Genomic DNA, 21,292 nt, shown 5'->3' with positions numbered 1-21,292 from the left:
CCAGCGGCAATGGGCCCGACCGGGTGTACGAGTGAGCAGTCAGCGTACGCGAGTTCACAGCGGGCTTGGGTGGCCCACCTCTCACGTAGCTGAACGACGCGGTGTGGCGTACGCCACGCCTCGCCGTCCGAAGTCCCCCGTCCCAACTGGTCGTCCCCGTCTGGTGAAACGACCGCCCGGGGGTATGCGGTTCCCTCTTCCACCCATAATCGAGCCCGTGACCGATCTTGCCCCGTACGTTCCGACCGTCCGCCGCGACCGGGTCCGCAGTGCGCTGCGCCGGGCGGCGCCCGCGCTGTTGGTGTACGCCGGGGTGCGCGCGCTCGGGCTCGTGGTGCTCGCGGGGTGGTCCGCGGCGAACGGCAAGAGCGCGCACGGACTGCTCACCGCGCGCTGGGACTCGCTCTGGTACACCCGCGTCGCCGACTTCGGCTACGGCTGGGAGACCCGCCTGCCGGACGGCTCGGTCCACTCCAACCTGGCGTTCTTCCCGCTGCTCCCGTGGCTGGAGCGGCTCGGCCACGCGCTGACCCCGCTGTCGTACGCGGATGCCGGGCTGCTCGTGGCCTGGCTCGCCTCGCTTGCGGCGGCGCTCGGGATCTTCCTGATCGCGGAGCGGCTTCACGGGCTGCGCGCGGGCGTGTGCGCCGTGGCGCTGTGGGCGGTGCTGCCGGTCGGGATCGTGCAGTCGATGGCGTACAGCGAGTCGCTGTTCACGGCGCTCGCGGCCTGGGCGCTGTACGCGGTGCTGCGCGAGCGGTGGGTGTGGGCGGGCGTGCTCGCGGCGCTCGCCGGGCTGACCCGGCCGGTGGGCGCCGCGGTCATGGCGGCGGTCTGGGTGACGGCGGCGATCGCGGTCGCGCGCGAGCGGCGGGCCGGATGGCGGCTCGTGCTCGGGGTGCTGCTCGCTCCGCTCGGGGCGGCGGGGTACGTGCTGTGGGTCGGGCATCGCACCGGCGACGGACTGTTCGGCTATCTCGACGTCCAGGCGCAGTGGGGCAACGGCTTCGACGGCGGCCTCGCCTTCGCGCGGTTCGTCGGCGGGATGCTGACCTCGTTCCCCTCGGTGTTCGCCGGGCTCGGACTGACCGTCGGGGTCGGCCTGGTGATCTGGCTGTACGTGGTGTGCGTGCGCCGGGGGCAGCCGCCCGCGCTGCTCGTGTACTGCGGGATCGTCGTCGTACTCGCGCTCTGCGCCTCGGGCTACTTCGGCTCCAAGCCGCGGCTGCTGCTGCCCGCCTTCCCGCTGCTGCTGCCGCTCGCGGTGGGCCTGGCGCGGTGGCGCACCGCGCGGGCGGCGGCGCTGCTCGCGGTGGTGGCGGTGGGCTCGGCGGTGTACGGGGCGTTCTGGCTGAACGGGTCGGGACCGCCGTGACTCGGGCCGTCCCGGCGCGGGCGCGACCACGGGCCGTACACGCCGTGTCACCGGTCGGCGTACCGTCGGCGTGCCGTCGGCGGAATTCACATCACCTCGTACGGAATGAATTCAGACGCCATCCGAAATCACAGCAGATGAAGATCGAATAAATAGCGATCCAAGGTCATCAGCTTTTACTCGGGACTCCTGAATAACTCCGCGCCTGAGATCAATCCCACATCACATCGTCATCACAAACCCTCTGATTCGGCCGGGTCAGGCGCTCACTCGCTGTAGCGTCGATTGAGTGCGTACCGAACCAAACCTGACCCGTCTGGACCGGCTCTTTGCCCGGCTAGACCGGGAACCCGAACGGCCGGCGGGCCTCGAAGTGCCTCGTATGAGTCCGCACCGGATCGTGCTGTTCGGCTCGACGCTGGTCTTCTACCTGCTCATCGTCGTGGCCGTGATCAACACGTCCTGGCTCGTCCGGCTCGACTGGCAGCTGATGTTCTTCCGGCCCTACCAGCAGTGGCAGGAACTGCACGCGTTCATCGACTACTACGTCGTGCTCGGCCAGCGCGGCCCCACCGCCGTGATGGTCGCGGCCTGGCTGGGCTGGCGGTCCTGGCGGCAGCACACGCTGCGCCCGCTGCTCATGCTGGGCACCTCGCTGCTGCTGCTCAACGTCACCGTCGGCGCGGCCAAGTTGAGCATGGGCCGGGAAGGTCCGCACTACGCCACCGTCATCGGCTCCAACGAAATGTGGCTGACCGGCGACATATTCCCTTCGGGCCACACCGCGAACGCCGTCGTGACCTGGGGCATCCTCGCCTACCTCGCCTCCACCGCACGGACCCGCCGCTATCTCTCGGCGCTCTCCGCGGTGGTCTCGCTCGGCGTCGGCCTCAGCACGGTCTACCTGGGCACGCACTGGCTGAGCGACGTCCTCCTCGGCTGGGCCGCGGGGCTCCTCATCCTGCTCGCGCTGCCCTGGTTCGAGCCGCTGGTCACCCGCGCCGAGGCCTGGATCCTCGCCCAGCGCGACCGGTACCTGCCGGGCCTGCGCGGCCGCGCCACGGCACCCGCGCCGGCCGGTGCTCCCCCGCTGCTCCCGGAGCCGGGCCCCGCCACCGAGCCCGTACTGGAACCGGTGGGCGCCGCGCCGCACGGCGGCAGGACGCCGACGCACTTCAGCACGCAGCGGTACACGGTGCGCTCGGAGCGCTCCCCCGTCACGCCGACCGGCAGCCGCCGGCCCGCGCACGCCGACAGCGCCACCCGCACGGGCCGCTCCACCCCGGCCCGCCCGGTGGCGGGCGGCTGACCCGAGGCCGCGGGGGCGGTACGCACAACTCCCCCGCATGCGAAGGCCCCGGCTCCCCTTGATCAGGGGGCCGGGGCCTTCGCCGTGTCGTGTACCGGGTCCCTTCGGGGTCCGTACCGGGTCCCGTACCGGGTCCGTTCAGCCCTTCCAGCAGCGCTTCACGGTGCCTTCGCTGACCTCGAAGTTCAGCCGTCCCGCGAGGTACTCCATGGTCACGATCGCGCCCGGGGGCAGCGCCCTGACGGTGGACCAGCCGCGCTCGCGGGCCTGGCGCTCGGCGCCCTCGGCGTCGAGTCCGACGTACGCGTCGGGGGTGTCCTGCGGTTCTGCGGGGGGTGTGGGTGTGGGTGCCATGCCGTCACCGTAGGCCGCTCGCGGCGGGAAGTGAAAGGGCCGCCGAAAAGCCGCGAGGGGCGGGCACCCAGGGTCATCTGCACCTTCGAGGTCACGCTTGTGTCACAGGATCGCCACATGTGCTTGCCGATTCCCGCTTCACACGAACGGGCGGTACGGAATTGTTCCGGGCTGCCCGGCAATTACCTGTGTCCGCCCGGCAATTCGGGAGCCCGCCTGCCGAAGATCGAATACGTCAGCCTTTTAGGAACGCGTCCATCGGCCGCTTCCCGACAGGCCCAGGCAATTCCCCGGATCATTTTCAGGTCCGGGTGTCCGAGCGCTCCAGAGCCCGCGAGAGACGGTCGCGGGCCGACCTGAGGTGCTGGGTGAGTTCCGCGGGCTCCAGGACCTCGAACTCGAGGCCCAGGAGCATCAGATGGATCACCATCACGTCGAGACTCGCCGCTCCGGTGCGCAGCAGACACGTAGCCGCGGACTCGTCCTCCAGGGTTCCGGCCGACGGCGAGATGTCCACGGCGGCCTCGGCGAGCGGCACGAAGAGGCGGACCAGGGCCTGCTCCGCGTACACCCTGCGGGAGACACCCTCGGAGACGTACGCGGCCAGGTCCTTCGCGGGCGGTGTGCGCGGGGTGAAGCGGGGGCCGTGCGGGGGCTTGGGGGTGATGCGGTCGACGCGGAAGGTCCGCCAGTCCTCCCGGTCCAGGTCCCAGGCGACGAGGTACCAGCGGCGCTCGGTGCAGACCAGGCGGTGCGGCTCGACGGTGCGGCGGGTGGTGGTGCCCGCGTGGTCGCCGTACTCGAAGCGCAGGCGCTGACCGTCGCGGCACAAGTGGGCGAGTTCCGTGAGCACTTCGGGGTCGACAGCCCCGGGCTGCCGGCCGCGCAGCATCGGCACCGTGAAGGCGTTCAGCGCGCCGACCCGGCGCCGCAGCCGGTCCGGCAGCACCTGCTCCAGCTTGGCCAGGGCGCGTACGGAGGTCTCGTCGATGCCCTCGATGCCCTGGCCGGCGGCGGTGCGCAGGCCGACCGCGACGGCGACGGCCTCCTCGTCGTCGAGCAGCAGCGGCGGCATCTCGGCGCCCACGCCCAGCTGGTAGCCGCCGCCGGTGCCGGGTGAGGCGTGCACGGGGTAGCCGAGCTCGCGCAGCCGGTCGACGTCGCGGCGGACGGTGCGCGGGGTGACGCCGAGCCGGTCCGCGAGGCCGGCGCCGGACCACTCGCGGTGGGCCTGGAGCAGCGAGAGGAGCCGCAGGAGTCGTGCCGAGGTCTCCAACATGCGGGCGAGTCTGCCAGCCGTTGCGGACAGCTACGGTCCGCGAAAGCAACGTGGGGGGTCAGTCGGCCTCCGTCACCCGCAGCGACAGGTCGTTGTCGCGGGTGTAGTACGGGCCGACGGCCACCGGGCCGGTGCGGACCGCCGGGTACGTGAAGATCGGCTTCTTGTCGGCCACGTCGTCGAGCAGCCGGGCCACCCGCGCCTGCGGTCCGTGCGGGCCCTGGGGCAGCAGCCACAGGTCCCAGATCCCGGGCTCTCCGGCCAGCTCCGGGTACGCCACGGTGAGCCCGAACTCCCCGCCGGACGCGCCGAGTTCGACCCGGCGCGGGGCCTGCCCCGGCGCCCGGCCGCGCAGCTCCGCGTACCCGGCCGGGGTGAACGGCGCCCCGAGGAGCCGTCCTCGTACGGTCAACTCGGCGCTGTCGATGTGCAGTTCACCGGCCTCGGCGTGCGGGGCGCGGTGCCAGGCGCGGATGGTGAGGTTGCCGTGCTTGGTGGCGTACGGGATGCGCACCGCGACGTGCGGGCGGGTGCCGCTGGGCATCCGGTCGACGAGCGAGCGCAGGTCGTTGACGCCGGGCGAGAGGCGGCGCGGGGCGGTGTCGCCGTGGTCGGCGTACACGTCCCAGCGGCCCTCGGCGAGCTGGACGCTGCTGGGCAGTACGGCGCGCAGCCTGCCGTCGGCGGCCGGGGTGAGCGGGAGCCGGGTCTCGGTGGGGGCGCGGTGCGGCTGCCGCTCGCGCAGCCGCAGCAGCAGATACGCGGCGCCGGGGCGGCCCAGGTCGGCGAGGTCGAAGGTGAGCCCGCCGGCGGAGTCGGCGACGCAGTCGGCCCGGGGCTCGACGTCGGTGGTGCCGTCGGCCTCGTGGACCTCGTCGGGCAGCGGCGGGGGCAGCAGAGCGCTCATGCGGTCCGTCCCTTTCTCAGGGCGGTGCGCCCCGCGTCCCTGACCGCGTAGGCGCCGCCGAGCATCGCGCCGCGGGTGCGGTGCAGCGAGCCCCGGAAGCGGCCGAGCGGTCCCGCGGGGCCGCGTGCGGTCAGATCGGTGAACAGCGATTCGTAGCGCTCCGCTATCCGCGCGGGGTCGAAGCGCTGGGAGTCGAGGAGCGCGGCGGCGGACATCCGGCCGCGCAGGTCGTCGTCGTTGATCAGTTCCAGGAGGCCGCCGGCGATCGCCTTGACGTCGCCGACGGGGACCAGGCGGCCGTCGACACCGTTGTCGATGATCTCGCCCGGGCCGTGCGGGCAGTCCGTGGCCACCACGGGCAGGCCGCAGCGCATGGCCTCGACGATGGTCATCCCGAAGGACTCCAGGCTGGAGGTGACCGCGGCGACGGAGCCCTTGGCCCACTCCGGGTCGATGGGATGGGCGGGGCCCATGAGGAACACGTGGTTGTAGAGGCCGAGTTCGTCGATCAGGGTGCGGAGGGCGTCCTTCTGCCGGCCGCCGCCGTATATCCGCAGGCGCCAGTCCGGGCGCTGGGCGCGGACCAGGTCGAAGGCCCTGATCAGCAGGTCGTACCGCTTGACCGGGGCGAGCCGGCCGGCCGCGACGACCCACTTCCCGGTGCCGTCGGCGGGCGCCACCTCGGGGGCGGGTACGGGGTTGGCCATGGCGTCGACGCGCACTCCGGGCAGCCGCATCTTGTCGCGGTAGGCGCCCGCGTCGGCCTCGGTCGTCGTGGTCAGCGCGTCGAGGCGGGGGTAGACGCCGCGCAGCTGGGTGCGCAGGGCCTTGGAGTGGCTGTCGAGGGTGAGGTGTTCCTGGCCGACGCGGAGCGGGCCGCGGCGGGCCTGGCGGGCGATGTGCACATTCAGCCCGGGCCTGGTTCCCACGAGGACATCGGCTTCGGCGGTCGCAAGGTGGTCGGCGATGCGGCGGTCGGTGAGCGCGTTGTACTGGTGGAAACGGCCCTCCGCGCGCGGGAAGACCTGTGCGGGGCGCTGGTACTCGGGGCTGTCGCCCTCGTAGCCCGGCGCGCCCTTGCGGATGTCGACGAGGTGGCGCACCCGCACCCTCGGGTCGACCTGGAACACCGGGTCGTCGCGGTGCCGGTAGACCGACACGACCTCCACGTCGTGCTGTTCGGCCAGAGTGTTGGCCAGGTTGTAGGTCGTCCGGATCGTCCCCCCGATTCCGTACGCGTTGTGTATCAGGAAAGAAATATGCATGCGTCCCCGTATCCCACGCTTCCCCGCGGACAGTCCTGTCTCGTCCGCCTACCGCAGGGTTAGACCGAAACCAGGGGGTGAGGGTTGGGCGGCATCATCATCTTGTTCTTGAACAGTTGCGCTATTGGTAGGTGATTTCGGGAACCTGGGGGTGCTCTGCCGCATCAGGGGCAGTGTGGGCGTATGCGCGGTACGGCCTGTGCGCGGGGCTCGTACCCGAATGTTCAGGGTTTGTACGCGAGTTGCGGTACGTCGAAGCAGTTGCGGTTCATGTCGCCGCTCTGCGTGACCCAGCCCTCGCCGTCGCGCCAACGGGCCACGGACAGGCAGGTGGTGCGGGTCTTCGGCGGTTCCTCGCGGTGCTCGAAGACGACGGGGACGAGCAGTCCGTCGGCGTCGTAGGGCTCGCCCTTCTCCAGGTACGCGTCCACGCACGCGCGCGTGGCGGCGGTTTCGGGCTCCGCGCGTGTGCACGTTTTCGCCGCGTCCGTGAACCACATGGCCGCCGCCCAGCCTTCGAGGGCCCACTGCGACAGCGGCCGGCCCTTCATCGCGTCCCGGAACTCCGCTACGGCCGGGTGCCCGGTCTCCTGGTGGTTGCGGCTCGACCCGGTCACCCAGAGGGAGTTGCGGCAGGCCGGCGCGTCCTCGTAGTCCTCGGCGACCGTGTCCGTCCAGTTCTGGGCGTTGGTGACCTTCGCCGTGACGCGGGCGCCGACGTCGTCCATCGCCGCGCAGAGGCGGGCGTTGCCGTGTGTGTCGAGGGCGTCGAAGACCAGGTCGGCGCCCTGCTCCTTGAGGTCGGCGGCCACGGCGCGGAAGTTGGGCAGCGCGAAGTCGACCTGCTCGGTGACCACTTCGTACCCCTCGGCCCGCAGCCCCTGCGTGACGAGCCGGGCGTACGCGGCGGACGCGGACTGGTTGTAGGAGACGACGGCGGCGGTGCGGGCGCCGTGCTCGCGCTTGAAGTAGCGGTAGACCTCGGTGCCGCCGTACAGCTTTCCGTCCCAGCCCGGCTTGCCTCCGGTGCGCGGCGCGAGGCTCCCGTAGATCGAGTAGAGGTGCGGATACGTCTCGTACGCGGGTCCGACCGGCTGGCCGCCGATGTCGGGGACCCCGGCGGCGGAGACGCGCGGGGCGGCGGCGTAGTCGAGGACGGCGGTGGCGACGAGCGCGACGACCCGCTGTTCGTCGACCAGCTCGCGCACGCACTCGTTGTTGCCGACGCCGCTGCCGCCGTCGTCGCAGGTGTGCACCTCGACGCGGCGGCCGTCGATGCCGCCGCGCGCGTTCAGCCGCTCGAAGTACGCCACCGCCCCGTCGCGCGGGCCGGTGAAGGCGCGGCCGCCGACCGGGCTGGTGGCGCTGGTCACGATGCCGACGCGGAGCGGCCCGGCGCGCGCCGGCGGCTCGCTCGCGGCGCCGCGCCCGGTGAAGTCGCTCTCGGGCAGCCGACTGCCGCAGGCGGCGCCGAACAGCAGCATCAGCGCCGCGACGAGGACCTCAACAGCCCGGAACCGGCGAGGCATTGCCGCTGCTCATCTGCACCAGGGCGCACAGCGACTTGACCGACACCTTCCAGGTGCCGTCCTGCTTCACCGAGACACCGGCCGCGTCCCGCAGCGCCGGCTGTCCGTCAAGGGAGAGCGTGTACGTCACGTCGGCCTCGGTCTTCGACGTCAGCTCCACATCCGTGACGCTCGCCTCGGTCTGCTTGCCGCGCGGGTCGGCGTTGAAGGCCTGAAGGACCGGACGCATCTCGGCGCCGTTCTCCAGGACCTCCTCCTTCTGGTTCAGGGGTACCGCCGCGTCGAAGAACTTCTCCCAGTTCGCCTTGATCTCGCGCTCCGCCGCCGCGGCGTCCTCCGTGTCGCCCGGGGCCTCCTCGGTGCGCTCGACGGACGGATCGGACGGTGGCGTGCCCCCGCCGTCGTCCCCGCACCCCGTGGCGGCCATGCCGATCGTCAGCATCGCGGCGGCCGCCACAGCCGCGATCCGAGTCCCGCCCCGCCTGCGCCTACTGCTCCCGAGCACCATCTGGCTCACCGCCGGGTCGATATTCCGGGCAGAGACCGCCCGGTGCTTTCAGGGTCGGCCGACCGGAGGCAGAGTGCAAGCGTTCTCTTGACATGAACAAATGGGTACAGAGCCACTCTCATCCCCCGGGAGCCTCGGATGCGCACCAGCCGACTCCGCACCGCCCACCCCCTGCTCTGGGCCGGTGCCGCCGCCCTCGCCGTCGGCGCCGTGCTGTGCGTGCTCGGCTGGTACGGGGTCTCCGGGGAGCGCTTCGCCGAGCGGCAGGTCCCGTATCTCGCGTCCTGCACGCTGCCCGGTGCCGCGCTGATCGTGGCGGGCGCCGTCCTGCTCGTCGGCAGCCAGGGCGCCCTGGCCACGGCGCGGGTGCAGGAGCTCTACGAGCTGCTCGTCGCGGCCGACCCCGGCGCCCCGGAGGCCACGCCCGCCGCGCCGGGCGCCCGCAGCGACGAGCTCGTCCTGGTGCCGGGCGGCACGCTGTACCACCGCGCCGACTGCCCGCTGGTCGAGGGCAAGCCCGAGGCCGTACCGGCTGACCCGCGTCCCGGCCTCACCCCGTGCCCGATCTGCGAGCCGCCGGTGCGTACGGCCCGGCACCAGGACGAGCCCGTGCCTGAGCCGGACAAGGCCGGGCGTGAGCTGGACCAGCCCGTACGTGAGCCGGGCAAGCCAGTCCACGAGCCCGACAAGGCGGACCCGGAGCCCTGACATGGACTCCCTGACGTACGACCTCACGCTCGCCGGACTCGCCGTCGGCAGCGCGGCCGCGCTCACCGGGATCGGCCTGATCGTGACGTACCGGGCCACCGGGGTCCTCAACTTCGCGCACGGCGCCGTCGCCATGGTCTGCGCGTATCTGCTGCGCCAGCTCACCGTCGAGTGGGGCTGGCCGCTCTGGCTCGCCGCCCTGGTCACGCTGTGTGTGGCGGCGCCCGGCATCGGGCTCGTCCTGGAACGGACCGTGTTCCGGCCGCTCGCGGTGCTCGGCGCCGGGCCCGCGCAGACCCTCGTGGCGTCCATCGGGGTGTTCGTGCTGCTCGTCGGCGGGGCGGCGCTCGTGTGGGGGCCGGGGGCGCGCGCGGACGCGCCCGAGCTGCTCGGTGACAGCGCGCCCTGGGGACAACTGGCCGTGGTGGTCCTGCTCGCCGCCGCCGTGGGCGCGGTGAGCCGCTGGACCCGCTTCGGCAGCGAGCTGCGCGCCGTCGTCGACAACCGCTCCCTGGCCGTGCTCGGCGGCATCGACGCGGACCGGGTCGCCGCGGCCGGCTGGGCCTTCGGCTCGTTCACCGCCGGCCTGACGGGCGTCCTGCTCGCCCCGCACGTACGCCTCGACCCGTACGGGCTGCCGCTGCTCGTCATGGAGGTCGTGGCCGTCGCCGTGGCCGCGGGGATGCGCAGCCTGCCGCTCGCGGTCCTGGTCGCGCTCGGGATCGGTGTCGCGCAGGCCCAGCTGACCCGGCTGCACCCCTCGGGCCTGGGCGAGCCGCTGCTGCGGGCGGTCGGGGCGAACCTGTTCGTGGTGGCGCTGCTCGTCGCCGCGCTCGTGCTGCCCGCGCCGGGGCGGGTCCGCGGGCCCGGGGACGGAGCCGGGCAGGGGCACGAGGCCCCGGCGCGCACGGCCACCGCGCGGGTGCGCACCCCGCTCGGGGCGTGGCTCGTGGCGGGCGTGCTGTTCCTGCTGCCCCTCGGCTTCGCGGGCTCCGACCTGCACACGGCCGTCCAGGTCCCGGCGCTCGCCGTGGTCCTGCTCTCGCTGGTCGTGGTCACCGGCAGAGGCGGCCAGATCTCCCTCGGGCAGTCGGCGTACGCGGGTCTCGGCGCCCTGTTCACGGCCCTGCTCGCGGCCGGCCGGTTCCCCGGCCTTCCCGCACTCCCGGCCCTCGCGGCGCTCGGCCTCGCGGTACTCCTGGTCGCACCACTCGGCCTGCTCACGGGCGGACCCGCGATCCGGCGGCACGGCCTGGCGCTCGCGCTCGCCACGTTCGCGGTCGGCGTGGGTGTCAGCCGCTTCGTCTTCGACCAGCCGTACGCGACCTCGGGGCTCGGCCTCGACCGCCCGGCCGGACTCGGCGGCGACCGGGCCTACTACCTCCTCGAACTCGCCCTGCTCGGCGCCGCGTTGCTCACCGTCGCCGCACTCCGCCGGGGCCGTACCGGACGCGCGCTCGCCGCGATGCGGGACCACGAGGCGGGGGCGGCGGCCGCCGGGGTCCCGGTGCCGCGCCTGAAGGTCGGCGCGTTCGTCGTGGGCGCCGCCCTGGCCGCGCTCGGCGGCGGCATGCTCGGCCTGGGTGTGCGCGCCTTCGACCCGGCGGCGTTCGACCCGGTGCGCGGCCTGCTGTGGTTCGCGGCCGTGGTGGTGCTCGGCGCGGACTCCCTGCTCGGCGCGCTCCTCGCGGCCGCACTCCTGGTGGGCCTCGACGAGGGCACGCGCGGCGGCGTCGCGGCGGCGGTGATCGGCCTCCTCGCGGTCCTCATCGGCCGCTTCCCCGGCGGCCCGTACGAGGCGCTCCGCGCGGCGTCGGCCCGGCTGCGCCCACGGCGGAGGCAGGTCGCCCTCACCCCGCTGGGCGAGCGGGTGGCATCCCACCTGCGCCCGCAGCGGGCCGCTCCGCCCCCACCGGCCGAACCCGCACGCGCCCCCACCCCCGCACCACCCCACACCCCCACCCCCGAAGAACCCCTCTCCGGCCGCCGACTGACCGTCAGATACGGCGGGTTCACCGCGCTCGACGGGGTCGACGTCGAGGTCCCGCCAGGGCGGATCACTGCCGTGGTCGGGCCGAACGGGGCGGGCAAGAGCACGCTGTTCCACTGCCTGGCCGGTACGGTCCGCCGACACTCCGACATGACAGGCCGGGTGCGCTTCGCCGGCCTCGACCTCACGGACCGGCCCGCGCACGCCCGCGCCCGGCTCGGCGTGGCCCGTACGTTCCAGCAGCTCGCCGTCTTCCCGTCCCTGACGGTCGCCGAGAACGTCGCGGTCGGCGCGGAGCAGGGGCGGGTGCGCGACGCCCGGACGGTCGGCCGCACCCTGGCCCTGCTCGGCCTGGACGGGCCCGTACGCGACCGGCCCGCGGCGCGCCTTCCGACCGGGACGCTGCGCCGCGTCGAGCTCGGCCGCGCGCTGGCCGGCGCCCCGCACGTGCTGCTCCTCGACGAGCCCGCCGCGGGCCTCGACACGGTCGAAGTCGCCGCCCTCGCCAAGGTGTTGCGGGCTCTGGCGGCGGAGGGCACGGGCCTGCTGATCGTCGAGCACGACCTGGACCTGGTGGCCCACCTCGCCGACACGGTGCACGTCATGGCCGCCGGCCGCATCGTCGCCTCCGGCCCACCGGACCAGGTCCTGGACGCGCTCACCCCCGCCCGGGCGGACACCCCCCGAGGAGGTCCGGCGGAGCCATGAGCACGGAGCTCGAACTGCGCCACGCGCGCGTGCGGTACGGCCCGTTGGAGGCGCTGCACGGTGTCAGCCTCACCGTGGCCGCAGGCGCCGTCACGGTCCTCCTGGGCCGCAACGGCGCGGGCCGTACGACGACGCTGCGCGCGCTGGCCGGTACGGTTCGGCTGTCCGAGGGCGCGGTCCTGTGGCGGGGCAGGGACGTCACACGGCTCACGGCTCACGCGCGTGCGGCGCGCGGCCTCGCCCTCGTGCCCGACCGCGAGGCGGTGTTCGGCTCGATGACGGTCGCCGAGAACCTCCGACTCGCCGCGCACCAGGCCGACTTCACCCGGGCCCTCGCCACGTACCCGGAACTCCGCCCCCTCCTCCCCCGCACCGCAGGCACCCTCTCCGGCGGAGAGCAGCGCATGCTCGCCCTCGCCCGCGCCCTGCTCTCCCCCGCCCGCGTCCTGCTCCTCGACGAGCCGACCCAGGGCATGTCCCCCGCCGTCGCGGCCCGTACGTACGCCCTGCTGGCCGACCTGCCGACCACCCTCGTCCTGGCCGAGCAGCACCTTCCCGCCGCTCTGCACGCGGCCCCGCGCCCGGTTCTCGTACTCGAACTGCGGCGCGGGGCTGTGGTGTTCAGGGGGGAGGCGGTGGAGGTGAGGTAGCTCTCCGGGGGGCCGGACAGCGAGATCCGGGAGCCGGGCTACGGGGCTACGGACGCTGGGCTCCGGGCTCCGGGCTCCGGGCTCCGGGCTCCGGGCTGCGGGCTGCGGGCTCCGGGCTCCGGGCTACGGGCTCCGGGCTCCGGGCTGCGGGCTGCGGGCTGCGGGCTGCGGGCTGCGGGCTGCGGGCGCCTCAGATCATTCGGCCCTTCGCGTCCAGGTCGGGGACGACGATCAGCATGCCGACCGAGATCCGGTCCGGGGACGGGCCGACCACCTTGCGGTTGGCCTCGTAGAGCGCCTGCCAGCCGCCCTTCACGTGGTAGCGGCGCGCGATCCCGCTGAGGGTGTCGCCGGGCACGACCCGGTGGATACGGCGATCGAAGCGGATGCCCTTCGAGCACACCGGCCACGCCTTGGGCCCCTGGCTGACGAGTACCTTCTCGGCGACCCTGACCTGCTCCTCGGGCGTGGCGAGGTCCGCGCGCGGGGCGTACTTCAGGCCACCGTGGTCCTTCCAGGTCGGCTGGTAGAACTGCAGGCCGCCGTAGAAGCCGTTGCCGGTGTTGGCGTCCCAGCGCCCGCTGCTCTCACACTCGGCCAGACAGGTCCAAGGCGACTTCCCGGGCCCGCACTTGCGCGGCTTCTTCACGGCCGGCGCGGTGGCGGAGCCCGCGCCGGGTGCTCCGGCCGCGCCGTCCCGTACGGGGTCGCCCACCGGGGGCGTGGGCTCGGCGGCGGAGGCGGTCAGCGGCGCACACGAGAGGAGAGCTGCGGCGAGGGCAACGAACCAGACACGAGTGTTCGACATCGCGTCAGCTAAGCAACCGCCGTCCGGCCCGCCGGTCCGCCGCGCCCCGCCGCCCCGTACCCCACCCGGTCGGGCGGCATCCGGCTGCAGCAGCGGGGGGCCCGTACGTCACGGGCGTACGTGGGCCTGCGCGTCCCGACCGCGGGAGCCGGGCCCCGCCCCCATGAAGCGGAAGATCAACTTCCGTACGCGCTCCGGGGGTTGTCCGGACTCGGCGATTCCGGGAGGACCCTCGCATCCCGCTGCGGATGGCGTGATTCCGTACGCCGTCCAGCGTGACTTGCCCGCAGGCACGCCGTTGAACTCTGCATGAGCCGGGCTCCGTCCGGCCGTCCACGCATCGAACGACGTACCGAACTCCTAGGAGCACCCGTGCCGCGCATGCTCGACGTCAGCGACGACGTACGCGCCGAGATCGGCGACGAAGAGGCCGACCGGCTGCTCGCCGGCGACAACTCCCCGGGCAGTTACGACTGCACCTCCTGCCGCACCCCCGGCGACTCGGCGCAGGAACGCACCAGCACCGTGCTGTTCATCGGGGACGAGACCGCGGTCCTGGCCTTCGCCCACGCCACCTGCCTGCCTTCCCAGGTCGTCAAGGTCGCGGAGGAGCAGCTGCAGGGCGCCGTGCGGTCCATCACCGGCGAGAGCGACGCCGCCGGAGGCTTCCCGGCCGCCGCCGCGCAGACCGCCCCCGCGGCGCCCGCGGCGGCCGGGGGCCAGCCGCAGCCCGCCGTCCTCGGCATCACCAGCGGGCTCGTGCTGCTCGGCGACGAGCTGTACCCCGCCCTCGTCGTGGAGCCCACCGGCCCCATCGCGCGCCCCGGCACGACCGGCGGCGAGGACCAGTTCCTGGCCCTCCTGAGCGAGCAGGGCTTCCAGCCCCTCGGCCAGATCCAGGAGGTCCCGGCCGTCCTCCCCGGCTGGTCCGTACTGCTCGCCGTCGGCCAGCTGCACGCCGTGCTGCAGCCGGGCAACGGCGGCTCGCCCGTCGCCTGGTGGCAGGCGCACCAGCCGCTGCAGGTCACCGACGGCTGGCGGACCGCCGCGTCCAAGCTCGGCAAGGTCATCGTCTTCGCGGCCCCGGTCGGCACGATCGGCCGCCAGCCGCGCGAGGACCTCCTGCGCGACGCCCTCGACAAGGCCGCGGCCAACGGCCTGTTGACGGCGGCCACGATGCCGCTCGCCGGCACCTGATCCACCGCCGCCGTTCCATCGGGGCCCGACGGACGTTCCGTGACGCGCCTCCCGCGCTCACTCCGCACTCACCCTCTCGATCACCCTCGCGATCACTTTCCGTGCTCACTTTCCGTGCTCACTTTCCGTGCTCACCTTGCGTGATCGCCTTGGGGTGCACCGCATCCGATCGGGCCCCCGGGTCGTTGGCAGATACGTGCCGCCATACGACCCCTCCCACCACCAGATTCCCCCGATGCGTCCGGCCCGTGACACCAGCACGGACCGCTCGGCCACGCCGATCTACGACGCGCTCTACTCGGAGTGGCGCCGGTTCTTCCGAGCCCTGCCGGGAGACCGGAGTGGCGAGGAGGATCTGAGGTTCCGGGGCTTCTCCAGCGGCCCCCGATATCCCGGCACGGGCTCGACCCACTCCGGCTCCGCGCCCACCGGGCACACCCCGCCCGGCTTCTGGTTCAGCGAAGCCCCGCAGCGCCCCGCCGGCGACCGCGACCGGCCGCAGCCCGCCCTCCCGCCGGCCCGGCGCCACGAGAGCTGAACTCCGTACCCCGCGCAGAACTCCCGTACCGCGCACGGACGTCACTCACCCAACGACGCGTGCGCCGTACGCCACCGGGTTCCCGGTGCCGTACGGCGCACGCGTCGCTGTGTCTGCTTCCGCAGCCGGAGGGCTACTTCTTGCGGCCGCGCTTCTCGCGGACGCGGACCGAGATATGGATCGGCGTGCCCTCGAAGCCGAACTCCTCGCGCAGACGGCGCTCCACGTACCTGCGGTAGCCGTGCTCGATGAAGCCGGAGGCGAAGAGAACGAAGCGCGGGGGCTTGGTGCCCGCCTGGGTGCCGAAGAGGATGCGGGGCTGCTTGCCGCCGCGGATCGGGTGCGGGTGTGCGGAGACCAGCTCGCCGAGGAAGGCGTTCAGGCGGCCGGTCGGCACGCGCGTCTCCCAGCCGTCCAGGGCCGTCTCGATCGCCGGGACCAGCTTCTCCATGTGCCGGCCGGTGCGCGCCGAGACGTTGACCCGCGGCGCCCAGGCGACCTGGCCGAGCTCGGTCTCGATCTCCCGCTCCAGGTAGTAGCGGCGCTCCTCGTCGAGGGTGTCCCACTTGTTGTACGCGACGACGATCGCGCGGCCCGCCTCGACGGCCATCGTGACAATGCGCTGGTCCTGGATGGAGATGGACTCGCTGGCGTCGATCAGGATGACCGCGACCTCGGCCTTCTCGACCGCCGCGGCGGTACGAAGGGAGGCGTAGTAGTCGGCGCCCTGCTGGAGGTGGACGCGCTTGCGGATACCGGCGGTGTCCACGAACTTCCAGGTGACGCCGCCGAGTTCGATCAGCTCGTCGACCGGGTCGCGGGTGGTGCCCGCGATCTCGTTGACGACGACGCGGTCCTCCTTCGCGACCTTGTTCAGGAGGGACGACTTGCCGACGTTCGGACGGCCGATCAGGGCGATCCGGCGCGGTCCGCCGATGCCGGCTCCGCCGAAGGTCTGCATCGGCGCCTCGGGGAGCGCCTCCAGGACGGCGTCCAGCATGTCGCCGGTGCCGCGGCCGTGCAGCGAGGAGACCGGGTGCGGCTCGCCGATGCCGAGGCCCCACAGCGCGGTCGCGTCGGCCTCGCCGCTCGGGCCGTCGACCTTGTTGGCGCAGAGCACCACCGGCTTCTTGGCCTTGCGCAGCAGGCGTACGACGGCCTCGTCGGTGTCGGTCACGCCGACCGTGGAGTCGACGACGAAGACCACGGCGTCGGCGGTCTCGATGGCGTACTCCGCCTGGGCCGCGACGGAGGCGTCGATGCCGAGGACGTCCTGCTCCCAGCCGCCGGTGTCGACGACCTTGAAGCGACGGCCGGCCCACTCGGCCTCGTAGGTCACACGGTCGCGAGTGACGCCCGGCTTGTCCTCGACGACGGCCTCGCGGCGGCCGATGATGCGGTTCACCAGCGTCGACTTGCCGACATTGGGGCGGCCGACGACGGCGAGCACGGGCAGCGGGCCGTGGCCCGCCTCCTCGATGGCGCCCTCGACGTCCTCGAGGTCGAAGCCCTCTTCCGCGGCGAGCTCCATGAACTCCGCGTACTCGGCGTCGCCAAGCGCTCCGTGGTCGTGCTCGTCCGAGCCGCCGGAGTGGATCTGCTCGTTCATGAAGTCCGTACCTCTGTCATCAGTCATCGATGGACCGCAAGTCCGCGGTCCACTACTCAAAGTCTCGCTCAGCGCCCGGTCAGGCGCCTGGCGTTCTCCAGGTGGCCGGTCAGCCGCTCCTGGATGCGCACGGTGGCCTCGTCGAGCGCCTTGCGCGTACGCCGCCCGCTCCCGTCACCGGCCTCGAAGGCCTCGCCGAAGACGACGTCCACGCGGCTCTTCAGCGGGGGCAGCCCCCGTATCAACCGTCCCTGGCGCTCTCCGCTTCCCAGGACCGCCACCGGCACGATCGGCGCCCCGCTGCGCACCGCGAAGTACGCGAGGCCCGCACGCAGCGACGCGAAGTCGCCCTCGCCCCGGGTGCCTTCGGGGAAGATGCCGAGCACGCCGCCCTCCGACAGGACGTCAAGGGCCTGCGTGATCGCCGTGCGGTCGGTGCTCGACCGGTCCACCTTCAGCTGCCCGATGCCGCGCAGGAACGGGTCGAGCGGGCCGACGAACGCCTCCTTCTTGATGAGGAAGTGCACCGGCCGCGGCGCCGTCCCCATCAGCATTGGGCCGTCGAGGATGTGCGCGTGGTTCACGGCCAGGACGACCGGGCCGCTCGCGGGCACCCGCCAGGCGCCCAGGACGCGCGGCTTCCACAGCCCGTACATCAGGCCCACGCCGATCCGCCGGCCGACCTCCGCGCCCTTTTCCGAGGGCGGGACGGATGCGGTCACGCGGCGGCCCGCTTCTCCTCGACCAGGGTCACGACGCACTCGATGACCTGCTGCAGGGTGAGCTCGGTGGTGTCGACCTCGACGGCGTCCCCGGCCTTGGCGAGCGGGGAGGTCTTCCGGCCGGAGTCGGCGGCGTCCCGCTTGATCAGGGCTTCCCTGGTCGCGTTGACGTCGGCGCCCTTGAGCTCACCGCTGCGGCGGGCGGCGCGGGCCTCCGGCGAGGCGGTGAGGAAGATCTTCAGGTCGGCGTCGGGCAGCACCGTCGTACCGATGTCACGGCCCTCGACCACGATGCCGCGCGCGGCGCCGCGGGCGATGGAGCGCTGGAGCTCGGTGATGCGGGTGCGCACCTCGGGCACGGCGCTGACGGCGCTGACCTTGGAGGTGACCTCCTGGGTGCGGATCGGGCCCGCGACGTCCGTGCCGTCGACCGTGATGGTCGGGCCGGACGGGTCGGTGCCGGAGACGATCTCCGGCTTCTCGGCGACGGCGGCGATGGCGGCGGCGTCGGCGATGTCGATGCCGTTGCTCACCATCCACCAGGTGATCGCGCGGTACTGGGCGCCGGTGTCCAGGTAGCTGAGGCCGAGCTGGGCGGCGACGGCCTTGGAGGTGCTCGACTTGCCCGTGCCGGAGGGGCCGTCGATGGCGACGATCACTGCTGCCGGGGCGGCGTTTGCGGCGGTTTCCACGGGGGACGGACACCTTTCTCAGTGCACGGGGCAGGTGGTGGGCGCGAGAAACGCCCCGGACAAGGTTACTGGCTCGGGGCGCGGCTCTTCACGGGGCTGTGGACAACCCCGGGTACGGCAGGTGACGGGGGCTCCTGCGACCCCCGCCAAGCCGGTCGGCTACTGCCGGATCGACCAGCCACGCTCCCGCAGCGCCGCCGTGAGCACCGGGGCCGCGTTCGGCTCGACCGTCAGCTGGATCAGGCCCGCCTGGCGGCCGGTGGCGTGCTCGATACGGACGTCCTCGATGTTGACCCCGGCCGCGCCGGCGTCCGCGAAGATCCGCGCGAGCTGGCCCGGCTGGTCGTCGATGAGCACGGTGACGATCTCGTACGACACCGGGGCCGAGCCGTGCTTGCCGGGCACCCGGATCTGTCCCGCGTTGCCCCGGCGCAGGACGCGCTCGACGCCCTGCGCGCCGTCGGTCCGCTTCTCCTCGTCCGCGGACTGCAGGGCCCGCAGCGCCCGCACCGCCTCGTCCAGGTCGGCGGAGACCTCGGCGAGCAGGTCGGCGACGGGGCCGGGGTTGGCGGACAGGATGTCGATCCACATGCGCGGGTCGGAGGCCGCGATCCGCGTGACGTCCCGGATCCCCTGGCCGCAGAGCCGCACCGCGGTCTCCTCGGCGTGCTCCAGGCGGGCCGCGACCATGCTGGAGACGAGGTGCGGCATGTGCGAGACGAGGGCGACGGCGCGGTCGTGCGCGTCGGAGTCCATCACGACCGGGACGGCCCGGCACAGCGAGATCAGCTCGAGCGCGAGGTTGAGCACCTCGGTGTCGGAGTCCCTGGTCGGCGTCAGCACCCAGGGCCGGCCCTCGAAGAGGTCGGCGGTCGCGGCGAGCGGCCCGGAGCGCTCCCGGCCGGACATGGGGTGCGTGCCGATGTACGCCGTCAGGTCGAGGCCGAGCTCCTCCAGCTCACGGCGGGGCCCGCCCTTGACGCTGGCCACGTCGATGTACCCGCGCGCGGCCCCGCGGCCCATCAGCTCGGCGAGGGTGCTCGCCACGTGCGCGGGCGGTACGGCGACGACGGCGAGGTCGACCGGCCCCTCGGGCGGGCTGTCGATGCCGGCGCCGAGGGCCGCGGCCATGCGGGCCTGCTCGGGGTCGTGGTCGACGAGGTGCACGGTCACGCCGCGGCCGGCCAGGGCGAGGGCGACGGAGGTGCCGATCAGGCCGGTTCCGATGACGGCGGCGGTTCTCACTGGGCGATGTCCTTGCGCAGGGCGGCCGCGGCCCCGAGGTAGACGTGCGCCACCTCGGACCGGGGCCGGTCGGACTCGATGTGCGCGAGGAGCCGTACGACGCGGGGCATGGCGCCCTCGATGTCCAGCTCCTGGGCGCAGATGAGGGGTACGTCGGTGATGCCGAGCTTGCGGGCGGCGGCCGCCGGGAAGTCGCTGTGCAGGTCGGGGGTGGCCGTGAACCAGACGCTGATCAGGTCGTCCTGCGTCAGGTCGTTGCGCTCGAGGACCTCGGTGAGCAGGGCGCCCACCTGCTCGTCCATGTGCCGCGCGTCGTCCCGCTCGAGTTGGACGGCGCCCCGGACCGCTCGTACCGCCACGCTGCTGCTCCTTGCCTGCTGAATCCGTCGGAACCCGTACGGGCCCTCCGGAACCGTGCCGGAATCTTCCAGACCTGTACGGGCCAAGGGTAGTCAGCCGCTCGGACACACACGCGCGGCGCCCGTCAGCCGAGACGGGCACCGCGCGTGTACCGGAGCGGCATCCGGTCAGAGGCGCTGCTGCTCGATGAGGTCCTGGAGGGAGCCGCTGGGGACCTGCCCCTCGGGCGTCAGCTTGTCCACGACCTGCGGCAGTTCCCGGGCGACCTGGTCGGCCACCTGGTCGCGGCTCACACCGGCCTCGGTGGCGACCCTGTCCAGGGTCTCGTCGGGCACCGCCTGCTTGACCTGCTCGGGGCTGAGCGGCTGGTTCTCGCCGGTGCCGACCCAGGAGTCGAGCTGGCCCCGGTCGCCGAGGCCGGACCTGGTGAGCATGTCGAGGAGGCCGCCGAGGGGGTTGTCTCCGCCGCCGCCCGTACTGCCTGCTCGTCCGTTCCCGGCGCCACCGAGGAGGCTGCCGAGCAGCGCACCGAGAACGCCCCCACCCGTACCGCCTTGCTGACCGCCGCCGAGAAGTCCGCCCAGATCGTTGCCTGCCATGAGCGTCGTCGCCTTTCGTGAGGGGGCCCGCGGCGGGCCGCCCGGACGGTTCCCATGTCGCCCGCCGCCCACCGCCCCGCCACCCGGCGCAGTGCCTCGCGTACGCTCCCCTCGCATGGACCCCGACGACGTGCCGAGCCCCGAGGACCTGGTGCGTGAACACACCGTGTACGCCTGCGTGATGGGCTCCCGCGCCTTCGGCCTCGCGACGGACACCAGCGACACCGACCGCCGTGGTGTCTTCCTCGCGCCCACGTCGTCGTACTGGCACTTCCAGAAGCCGCCGACGCATGTGGAGGGGCCGCACGAGGAGCAGTTCTCCTGGGAGTTGGAGCGGTTCTGCGAGCTGGCACTGCGGGCCAACCCGAACATCCTGGAGTGCCTGCACTCGCCGCTGGTCGAGCACTGCGACGCGACAGGCCGTGAACTCCTCGCCCTGCGCGGCGCGTTCCTGTCCCGCAGGGCGCACGAGACCTTCGCCCGGTACGCGCTCGGCCAGCGCAAGAAGCTCGACGCGGACGTACGCGCCCACGGCGCCCCGCGCTGGAAGCACGCCATGCACCTGCTGCGGCTCCTGATGTCCTGCCGCGATCTGCTGCGTACGGGAGAGCTCGTCGTCGACGTGGGGGACGCCCGCGACCAACTGCTCGCCGTGAAGCGCGGCGAGGTGCCGTGGGAGCAGGTGGAGTCCCGGATGAACCTGCTCGCCGAGGAGGCGGGGGCAGCGGCGTCCGGAAGCCCCCTCCCTACGGAACCCGACACCGCGCGTGTGGCGGATTTCCTGTACCGCGCCAGACGGGCATCGGCGCTCGAATCCAGCCCCTAGATGATTGAGTCCGATGTCTGGGCTGGTCGCGACCATGGCGAAGGGCGCCCGTTGGCCTGAGTGTGACTTCCGACCTGGACGCCCTTCTGGCGGCACTGTACGTGTTCATCGACG

The 21,292-nt window shown here is 73.2% G+C and carries 21 protein-coding genes; 8 read left to right on the top strand and 13 right to left on the bottom strand.

Going from position 1 to position 21,292, the window contains the following annotated elements:
- Positions 1–217 precede the first annotated feature (217 nt).
- Entirely contained in the window at positions 218–1,375 is a 1,158-nt protein-coding gene (locus tag RCO28_RS10765; protein WP_308940815.1) for a glycosyltransferase family 39 protein, read from the top strand.
- Positions 1,376–1,664: 289 nt separating this feature from the next.
- On the top strand, positions 1,665–2,684 hold the full coding sequence (locus RCO28_RS10760; RefSeq protein ID WP_308940814.1) for a phosphatase PAP2 family protein: 1,020 nt from the start codon (positions 1,665–1,667) through the stop codon (positions 2,682–2,684).
- A 138-nt stretch (positions 2,685–2,822) separates the two neighbouring features.
- Here the strand turns inward: RCO28_RS10760 and RCO28_RS10755 are convergent, their stop codons facing one another.
- The 6 genes from RCO28_RS10755 to RCO28_RS10730 form a co-directional block, all read right to left on the bottom strand.
- The gene (locus RCO28_RS10755) at positions 2,823–3,038 is read right to left on the bottom strand and encodes an I78 family peptidase inhibitor (protein ID WP_282534888.1); all 216 of its coding nucleotides are present in this window, start codon (positions 3,036–3,038) and stop codon (positions 2,823–2,825) included.
- A 301-nt stretch (positions 3,039–3,339) separates the two neighbouring features.
- Positions 3,340–4,317 (bottom strand): helix-turn-helix transcriptional regulator, encoded by a 978-nt coding sequence (locus RCO28_RS10750; protein WP_374991146.1) that lies wholly within the window; start codon positions 4,315–4,317, stop codon positions 3,340–3,342.
- 58 nt (positions 4,318–4,375) lie between these two features.
- A complete protein-coding gene (locus RCO28_RS10745; RefSeq protein ID WP_308940813.1) occupies positions 4,376–5,224 on the bottom strand; it encodes a hypothetical protein in 849 nt (282 codons plus the stop codon).
- Positions 5,221–6,489 (bottom strand): glycosyltransferase family 4 protein, encoded by a 1,269-nt coding sequence (locus tag RCO28_RS10740; protein WP_308940812.1) that lies wholly within the window; start codon positions 6,487–6,489, stop codon positions 5,221–5,223. Before RCO28_RS10740 ends, RCO28_RS10745 begins: the two co-directional genes overlap by 4 nt.
- A 224-nt stretch (positions 6,490–6,713) precedes the next feature.
- Complete coding sequence (locus RCO28_RS10735; protein ID WP_308940811.1) at positions 6,714–8,018, bottom strand: ABC transporter substrate-binding protein; 1,305 nt, start codon at positions 8,016–8,018, stop codon at positions 6,714–6,716.
- A complete protein-coding gene (locus RCO28_RS10730; RefSeq protein ID WP_308940810.1) occupies positions 7,993–8,475 on the bottom strand; it encodes a hypothetical protein in 483 nt (160 codons plus the stop codon). The genes RCO28_RS10735 and RCO28_RS10730 overlap by 26 nt, the downstream gene beginning before the upstream one ends.
- Positions 8,476–8,664: 189 nt before the next feature.
- Between RCO28_RS10730 and RCO28_RS10725 the strand changes: the two genes are divergently transcribed.
- The 3 genes from RCO28_RS10725 to RCO28_RS10715 are packed head-to-tail and all read left to right on the top strand — an operon-like array spanning position 8,665 to position 12,582.
- Positions 8,665–9,234, top strand: a complete 570-nt coding sequence (locus RCO28_RS10725; RefSeq protein ID WP_374991145.1) for a hypothetical protein — start codon at positions 8,665–8,667, stop codon at positions 9,232–9,234.
- 1 nt (position 9,235) lies between these two features.
- Positions 9,236–11,932: an ATP-binding cassette domain-containing protein gene (locus RCO28_RS10720; protein WP_308940809.1), complete on the top strand. Its 2,697-nt coding sequence runs from the start codon at positions 9,236–9,238 to the stop codon at positions 11,930–11,932.
- Positions 11,929–12,582, top strand: coding sequence for an ATP-binding cassette domain-containing protein (locus tag RCO28_RS10715; protein ID WP_308940808.1), 654 nt, complete (start codon positions 11,929–11,931; stop codon positions 12,580–12,582). Before RCO28_RS10720 ends, RCO28_RS10715 begins: the two co-directional genes overlap by 4 nt.
- A 190-nt stretch (positions 12,583–12,772) precedes the next feature.
- Here the strand turns inward: RCO28_RS10715 and RCO28_RS10710 are convergent, their stop codons facing one another.
- Positions 12,773–13,390: a transglycosylase family protein gene (locus tag RCO28_RS10710; RefSeq protein ID WP_308940807.1), complete on the bottom strand. Its 618-nt coding sequence runs from the start codon at positions 13,388–13,390 to the stop codon at positions 12,773–12,775.
- A 372-nt stretch (positions 13,391–13,762) separates the two neighbouring features.
- Between RCO28_RS10710 and RCO28_RS10705 the strand changes: the two genes are divergently transcribed.
- Together RCO28_RS10705 and RCO28_RS10700 are read left to right on the top strand one after the other, a co-directional pair.
- Positions 13,763–14,587 (top strand): hypothetical protein, encoded by an 825-nt coding sequence (locus RCO28_RS10705; protein WP_308940806.1) that lies wholly within the window; start codon positions 13,763–13,765, stop codon positions 14,585–14,587.
- A gap of 235 nt (positions 14,588–14,822) precedes the next feature.
- A complete protein-coding gene (locus RCO28_RS10700; protein WP_308940805.1) occupies positions 14,823–15,125 on the top strand; it encodes a hypothetical protein in 303 nt (100 codons plus the stop codon).
- A 133-nt stretch (positions 15,126–15,258) separates the two neighbouring features.
- Here RCO28_RS10700 and der read toward each other — a convergent pair whose 3' ends face one another.
- The 6 genes from der to RCO28_RS10670 form a co-directional block, all read right to left on the bottom strand.
- Positions 15,259–16,761 carry a ribosome biogenesis GTPase Der gene (gene der / locus RCO28_RS10695; protein ID WP_374991144.1) on the bottom strand — a complete coding sequence of 501 codons (1,503 nt, stop codon included), beginning with the start codon at positions 16,759–16,761 and terminating at the stop codon, positions 15,259–15,261.
- A 41-nt stretch (positions 16,762–16,802) separates the two neighbouring features.
- The gene (locus tag RCO28_RS10690) at positions 16,803–17,495 is read right to left on the bottom strand and encodes a lysophospholipid acyltransferase family protein (protein ID WP_308940804.1); all 693 of its coding nucleotides are present in this window, start codon (positions 17,493–17,495) and stop codon (positions 16,803–16,805) included.
- Positions 17,453–18,148: a (d)CMP kinase gene (gene cmk, locus RCO28_RS10685; protein WP_308940803.1), complete on the bottom strand. Its 696-nt coding sequence runs from the start codon at positions 18,146–18,148 to the stop codon at positions 17,453–17,455. Before cmk ends, RCO28_RS10690 begins: the two co-directional genes overlap by 43 nt.
- A gap of 159 nt (positions 18,149–18,307) precedes the next feature.
- The gene (locus tag RCO28_RS10680; RefSeq protein WP_308940802.1) at positions 18,308–19,393 is read right to left on the bottom strand and encodes a prephenate dehydrogenase; all 1,086 of its coding nucleotides are present in this window, start codon (positions 19,391–19,393) and stop codon (positions 18,308–18,310) included.
- The gene (gene aroH / locus RCO28_RS10675) at positions 19,390–19,752 is read right to left on the bottom strand and encodes a chorismate mutase (protein WP_308940801.1); all 363 of its coding nucleotides are present in this window, start codon (positions 19,750–19,752) and stop codon (positions 19,390–19,392) included. The genes RCO28_RS10680 and aroH overlap by 4 nt, the downstream gene beginning before the upstream one ends.
- Before the next feature lie 168 nt (positions 19,753–19,920).
- Positions 19,921–20,424, bottom strand: coding sequence for a YidB family protein (locus RCO28_RS10670; RefSeq protein ID WP_374991143.1), 504 nt, complete (start codon positions 20,422–20,424; stop codon positions 19,921–19,923).
- Positions 20,425–20,467: 43 nt separating this feature from the next.
- Here RCO28_RS10670 and RCO28_RS10665 point away from each other — a divergent pair, with 43 nt between their 5' ends.
- Positions 20,468–21,178 carry a DNA polymerase beta superfamily protein gene (locus tag RCO28_RS10665; protein ID WP_308940799.1) on the top strand — a complete coding sequence of 237 codons (711 nt, stop codon included), beginning with the start codon at positions 20,468–20,470 and terminating at the stop codon, positions 21,176–21,178.
- Positions 21,179–21,292 lie beyond the last annotated feature (114 nt).

This window comes from Streptomyces sp. LHD-70 (assembly GCF_031157275.1).
Taxonomy (GTDB): domain Bacteria; phylum Actinomycetota; class Actinomycetes; order Streptomycetales; family Streptomycetaceae; genus Streptomyces.
This window is presented reverse-complemented; position numbering and strand designations above follow the sequence as displayed.